The 4,595-nt window shown below is 36.5% G+C and carries 5 protein-coding genes and 1 pseudogene; 2 read left to right on the top strand and 4 right to left on the bottom strand.

Annotated features, from left to right (window positions below):
• The coding region (locus ACPYKA_RS19125) for a beta-ketoacyl synthase N-terminal-like domain-containing protein (RefSeq protein ID WP_479543796.1) at positions 1-116 on the bottom strand (116 nt) is incomplete at its 3' end.
• Positions 117-206: 90 nt separating this feature from the next.
• On the bottom strand, positions 207-1,145 hold the full coding sequence (locus ACPYKA_RS19130) for a beta-ketoacyl-ACP synthase III (RefSeq protein WP_479543792.1): 939 nt from the start codon (positions 1,143-1,145) through the stop codon (positions 207-209).
• A 447-nt stretch (positions 1,146-1,592) separates the two neighbouring features.
• Here ACPYKA_RS19130 and ACPYKA_RS19135 point away from each other — a divergent pair, with 447 nt between their 5' ends.
• A complete protein-coding gene (locus ACPYKA_RS19135) occupies positions 1,593-1,769 on the top strand; it encodes a DUF2929 family protein (protein ID WP_479543793.1) in 177 nt (58 codons plus the stop codon).
• A gap of 64 nt (positions 1,770-1,833) precedes the next feature.
• Here ACPYKA_RS19135 and ACPYKA_RS19140 read toward each other — a convergent pair whose 3' ends face one another.
• Positions 1,834-2,160, bottom strand: coding sequence for a hypothetical protein (locus ACPYKA_RS19140; protein ID WP_479543794.1), 327 nt, complete (start codon positions 2,158-2,160; stop codon positions 1,834-1,836).
• Positions 2,161-2,314: 154 nt separating this feature from the next.
• Between ACPYKA_RS19140 and ACPYKA_RS19145 the strand changes: the two genes are divergently transcribed.
• Entirely contained in the window at positions 2,315-3,142 is an 828-nt protein-coding gene (locus ACPYKA_RS19145; protein ID WP_479543795.1) for an undecaprenyl-diphosphate phosphatase, read from the top strand.
• Positions 3,143-3,813: 671 nt separating this feature from the next.
• Here ACPYKA_RS19145 and ACPYKA_RS19150 read toward each other — a convergent pair.
• Positions 3,814-4,595, bottom strand: a pseudogene (locus tag ACPYKA_RS19150) (tetronasin resistance protein); the annotation flags it as partial.

Genomic DNA, 4,595 nt, shown 5'->3' on the forward strand with positions numbered 1-4,595 from the left:
GTAATATAGTCTATTCCTGACTTATTTGCAACGATATTTTCCCATAAAGATTTGGCATCATTTCCTAATGGAGTAACAGCTCCAACACCTGTTACTACTACTCTTCTCTTTTCCATGAAAAGCCTCCTTGCCTATTCCTTTCCATTCTCTTCTATTCTCTTCTATTTAATAACTTACCATAGTTTACAATAATATGCTCTTTGAATCTACTTCCCCCATTTTAGTGCAACAGCACCCCAAGTGAGACCACCACCAAAGCCTACAAGTACAATAATATCATTGTCCTTAATTTTTCCGTTGTTAACAGATTCGGATAATGCGATCGGGATGGAAGCAGATGAGTTATTACCATAATTTTGCACTGTTTTTGCCATTCTATCTTCTGCAATACCTAATCGTTGTCTTGCCGCCTCCATAATACGAATATTTGCCTGGTGCGGTACTAAATAATCAACATCTTCTTTATTAAGCCCTGCTTTTTCAATAACGTTAACACATGACTGTGGCATTTGGCGAACGGCGAACTTAAAAACTTCACGGCCATTCATTACCAAATGATTCTCTTCATTTTGATACAGTTCTTTCCCACCTGTTCCATCTGCACCAAGCTCAAAGGACAAAATTCCTTTACCTTCTGAAACTTTTCCTAAGACGACCGCTCCAGCACCGTCTCCAAGTAAAACACATGTATTACGGTCAGTCCAATCAGTAATTTTGGATAATTTATCTACACCTACGATAAGAATTTTTTGATAGGCATTTGTTTTGATAAATTGCTGAGCAGTAATCATGCCATACATGAACCCTGCACAAGCTGCTCCAACATCCATCGCTGCAGCTTTTGTTGCACCAAGACGTTCTTGGATCATACATGATACAGAAGGAAACGGTGTATCTGGCGTTACTGTTGCAACGATAATTAAGTCTAATTCTTCAGCTTTTACATTAGCATTTTCAAGTGCCCGCTCAGCAGCCATAAAAGCCATGTCCGATGAATCTTCATCATCTTTAGCAATTCTTCTTTCTTCTATACCTGTTCTAGAACGAATCCATTCATCTGTAGTATCAACAATTTTTTCAAGATCTTTATTTGTAACAATATTATCAGGTGCGTAATGTCCTGTCCCTAAAACTCCAACACCCATCTTGCCATCCCCTTTAAATTTATTAATAGCAAATGTTATGACTTGGTATAAACTTTAAGCTATTTTCCGTTCAGTTGCAAGAAAAAAATACAATTTTTAATTAAAATTCACTCATAATGCGTGTTCAAAAAGGAGGATAAAAAGGACCAAGAAGTTCGAGGCGGCGCAGTTTCGAGCAGCGAAATGTATGCATTTAGATACATGAGCAGCGGAGAAGCAAGCCAACGAAGAAATTCGCAGTGTCATTTTTACCGGACTTTTTGAACATCCTCTCATAGGCTTGTACATTCAGAGCCGGCGCCATTTCTAATTATGAATTATGTTTTATGTACAAATTCCGAAAATTTCAGCACTATCTTATTAACACTTTTAATTAAGGAACAGATTTGATAAAATATATGAGGATAATTAAAAAGAAATAATTGCGGTTAAATGAGGTGGAAACGAATGAGATTTATTATGACAATTGTTTGGGCGCTACTTATTGGTGGTGCATTAGCTTATGTACTTTCAAGCATGGCCGGAGATACGTTTAATATAACTCAATCTATTATGTACTCTGCAGGAGTTTTTCTTGCAATTTTATTAATAGATGGTGTGTTAACTACACAGGAACAAGAATAGTGTAATAAAAGACTAAAATACCCTTGCTATCAACGAGCAGGGGTATTTTTATTTGTTTATGAAGTTAATACCAAGGTAAAAGACTTAATGCCGCAACAAATGCTAAAGGTATGATTAATCTTCTAAATCTCCTTGGTCGTCCGTATCCAAAGCCATAACCCGGTCCACCGAAATATGGATACCTTCCAAATTGATTTGGTGCAGGATTGGGATTCCCTCGCATTTGCATTTCATTTTGTTCAAGTGGCACTGCTACATATAAATTCTCCTCATCAACCCCAGTAATAATTCCATCCGTTTTTAATCCATCAGTCGTTTCAATAAGTACATATGAATGCATATGCTCTTTACACATTTCATATATATCTTTATACGTTTGATTTTGATTCATGGCATATTCCTCCCTCACCATCTAGACTATTCATCTAGATGTGTGAAGGTTCCCTGCTTATACTGTTTTTTACGCTAAATTTAGACAAGCTTAATTTTTGTCCGTACATATGTTACTTCTCTATATTCCCTTAAATAAGAAAGGTGGGCTTTTCTTGATAGATGAACTTATATATTTATTAAAATTTATTCTATTAGGATTTGTACAAGGTTTTACCGAACCGCTTCCCGTCTCCTCAAGCGGTCATATTGTCATAATCAAAGATTTGTTTAATGTATTTACACCTGGGCTTTCTTTTGAAATTCTCGTTCACTTCGGTTCACTTATCGCAATTATTATTATTTACCGCAAAGATTTGTTGGAATTAATATCAGATAGTTTTAACTATTTGATGAGTCGTGATGAACAATACAAAAATAGTTTCCTGTTCAGCTTCTATTTACTGCTCGCAACGTTTATTACTGGAGTAATCGGCTTAACAATTGAACAGTATATAAGTGAGGAACTGACGAAACCGTTTTTTGCTGGAGTTGCCCTTCTCGTTACTGGATTTTTTATATGGATTATTCGAAATTTACACGGTCAAAAAGCAGATAGGGATCTATCGATAAAAGATGCAATTATTATTGGTCTTGCTCAAAGTGTTGCATTAATCCCTGGTATAAGTCGATCGGGTGCAACTGTTGTGGCAGCAATGTTACTCGGGATGAAACGTGAAACTGCTCTACGATTTTCTTTTTTATTATTCATTCCTGTAAGTGTTGGGATTAATATTTTATCTTTTAATGATATTATTACCGATGAACATTTTATGCCAAACCTTATTCCTTACACTGTCGCTTTTTTAACGTCACTCTTGGCGACTTATTATGCATTAAAAGTATTTATTCATGTCATGATTAAAGGAAAGTTAATTATCTTCAGTATTTATTGTTTTGTTGTTGGTACTGCAGTGATTTTTTATTATTTACCTTTACATTGAACGACTGTTGCTATTCAAACGAAAAACCTTGTTGCAACTTTATAACATTGTTGAAGGATACTGTGCAGTAGTAAAAATTTAAAAATCAGATGATTTCCGCTGTGTAAAAATGAACGCAGTCACAAAGCAGAATACCGCTACGGAAATACACTACACTTTCCGTGGGCGGCGGATAAGCCTTCCGACGTACAGGACGTACTAGTGTCGATGACGTCACAGGACGTGACCGCCTCTAGCCGACCAGGAGTCTCCATGTATTTCCGCTGGTGCAGTGGATGATAAATGTTCTATACCGGAGATTCACCGATCTAGTTGATTAATAGGGTCACACAAGGTGTTTTCACGTTCCCCTGCGCGATGTATGAACTCTGGAATGTCAACACTTTTTCAGACAGCTTTTTTAAGGGGAACTTTTTGTTATACATAGATAAATTCATGTGCAAAAAAACAGCTCGCTATATTCGATTACTGCACCTGTTCGTAATATAAGCTAAACATAAAGATTTATCAGCTAATAAGTCCGTCAATTCATTTTTTATATCCAATACTTTCTCATATAAAATACACTTTTACGAAATATACTCAACCCTAAATTTAAAGCCGTATTCTGCTATTGGAAAATACGGCTTTTTTCATAAAATCTTCATTTCACTTCACTGGTAAAATCTCTTTTAAGCCCCTTCCATCATATCTCGTCTACGATAACCAAGATAACCAATTACTATCAACATAAGACTAATACTTGTTAGTATAGTAAAAGTGGCAGCATCAAAATCCTCCATAGGCATCTGTGGAATCCAGCTTTGAATCGCTGTTTTAAAGAACCATTTTGGTAAGTCTAATATGCCGCCAAAATAATTTAATAAAAAAGAGTAGGCAAGATACACATAAACTACTTTACCCAGTTGCGGTGCCCAACCGAGGGCTAAAGCTGCAAGACCTGTAAAGAATAAGACGGTTGGTAAGAAATTGTAACCAGCAATAAGGAAATCTGTAACATTCATTGTTGAATGATCTCCCATAGCCGCGACAGCCGTTCCACCAAGACCACCAGCAGCGAATAAAATCCCAATTAAACTTGCGATCATAGCGATACCGATAATAGTCCAGTAAAGTTGACTGCGGGTCACTTTTGTAGCAAAAAGCTGACTTAAATGGGAGCGATTTTCTTCAGAAAACAGCTTATTTACAATAGCAATTGGTAAAATTGAAACTAAGCCAATCATGACCATCATAATCGTTCCTGTAAAGGATTCTTCGATGGAAAAACCTGAGTGAGAAAACATTTGCTTCATCATTTCATTACTTTCCAGGAAGGTCTGCATGTCACCATAAATCGAACCGTAAGCAGCACCCATGACAACAAACGCTACCATCCAACTAATGATCGTGCCTTTGTTAATTTTGATAAATAATCCACGGACTGACAATAAAGATTTCTTTGCGCTTTCGC

It is taken from the genome of Pseudogracilibacillus amylolyticus (SeqCode), from assembly GCF_051918545.1.
Lineage (GTDB): Bacteria > Bacillota > Bacilli > Bacillales > Amphibacillaceae > Pseudogracilibacillus.